This window comes from Pseudomonas nabeulensis (assembly GCF_004682045.1).
Lineage (GTDB): Bacteria > Pseudomonadota > Gammaproteobacteria > Pseudomonadales > Pseudomonadaceae > Aquipseudomonas > Aquipseudomonas nabeulensis.
Genome location: NZ_QUZT01000143.1, coordinates 1 through 1659, shown reverse-complemented (window position 1 = coordinate 1659; position 1659 = coordinate 1). Strand labels below are relative to the sequence as shown.

1 protein-coding gene is annotated in these 1659 nt (G+C 55.5%); it reads right to left on the bottom strand.

Features of this window, described 5'->3' with window-relative positions:
• Nucleotides 1-39: 39 nt before the first annotated feature.
• Nucleotides 40-1592, bottom strand: a protein-coding gene (locus tag DYL61_RS31165; protein ID WP_193559479.1) for an IS3 family transposase whose coding sequence is annotated in 2 segments (ribosomal slippage) — nucleotides 40-1130 and nucleotides 1130-1592 — 1554 coding nt in all. Because the reading frame shifts where the segments join, the coding sequence is not laid out codon by codon here.
• Nucleotides 1593-1659 lie beyond the last annotated feature (67 nt).

Sequence of the window (1659 nt, the reverse complement as noted above, 5' to 3'; positions counted from 1 at the left end):
CCGGCGTTTTTCAAGGTAGTTGTCGCGTCCGCCATCGTGCTAAGCGACTTTTACCACCACATTCAACTCTCTTTCAGGGTTCAGATACACCGTCCCGATCGGGTTCCAGTTACGTGTCTCACCTGACCATCGTTCGGGTTTTTTCTCTTTGGCCTGAGCATAGATCACATCACGCCGAGCTAAAATTTCCCGGTCTTTCCCTTCGTGACGTTGAGCCGGTGTCACGAAACGAATCTGGCTATGGCGATGCATCGTGTTGTACCAGACCATAAAATCCCTCACCCAAATACGCGCATCATCCAGGCTGCTAAAACCATCTAGCGGCCACTGCGGGCAGTACTTCAGCGTCCTGAACAGTGATTCCGAGTACGGGTTGTCATTGCTGACCCGCGGTCGACCACGAGATGGCGTGATGCCCAGATCGTACATCTTGGTCAGCAGCGTCACCGACTTCATCGGCGCGCCGTTGTCAGAGTGCAGCACCAGCGGCTGGCGCCAGCACTGTTCCTGGGTCACGCTTCGTTGCAGTAATACTGCTGCTTTTTCACCACTTTCTGCGTCGTAAACTTCCCAGCCCACCGCCTTTCGGCTGTAGATATCTTCGATCAGGTAGAGGTAGTAAAACTTCCCTCGAACGGGTGACGGCAGGTACGTGATGTCCCACGACCACACCTGGTTCGCGGCTGTGGCCGCATGAGTGGTGGGTGCCTGATGACGATGAGGTCGCTTGGCACGTGAACGACGATGTTGCTGGCCTGCGGCATGCAACACACGATAAAACGTCGCCTCTGAGGCCATATAACGCCCCTCGTCTGCCAGGTGTGGCACGATCTGACTCGGTGGCAGATGCGCGTAAGCCTTGCTGTTGCACAGCGCTACGATGGCCTGGCGCTCGGACTCGCTGAGCGCGTTGCTGGGTGCAGGTCTTGAGGTTGTGGTGCGCCCATCGGCCAGTATTTTTTCAGGCAAACTCCAGCGTTGCAGGGTCCGTAGTGAAATGCCGACCTCCAGACAAGCCGGCGCCCTGCGGGCGCCGGCCGCGATGGCTTCATTGAGCCAACCAACGAGTAAATACCGTTCTGGCAACAAGGTCAGTTGCCCTCGTCGTCGCTCCCCCAGTAGGCATTGAGCTTTTTTCGCAACACCAGTAAGGCCGCCGTCTCAGCTAATGCTGCGTCCTTGCGCCGCAGTTCGCGCTCAAGCTCGCGGATACGGTTTTTATCGTTCTTCGACTGGCCGGTGTTTACATTTTTAACCTTTGCTTGTTGGGTACTACTGGCGATAAATGCATTGCGCCAATCAGTGATTTGCTCAGGGAAAATCCCTTTTCGCCGGCAGTACTCACCCAGTTCCAGTTCTGACAGCGAACCTGTTTCTATGATGATCGCCAGTTTGGATTCGGCTGACCAATTCTCAGCCGGTTGCTTGTCGTCGGACAATTGAGTTCCTCTGGCAGCAGCTTGCTTGCGCCAATAATGGAGAGACATATCGCTGCAACCCTCGCGGCGAGCAACCTCCGCCGCTGAGAGGCTCAGGGGCGGAAGCATCATTTTTAGAAGCGCAGCTTTGCGTTCTTCTGAGTAGAAAGGCATGACCATACTCTTGCCGCCCCCGGAATGTTTTTAAAAAAGTGGGGGACACGACAACTACCCTGACACC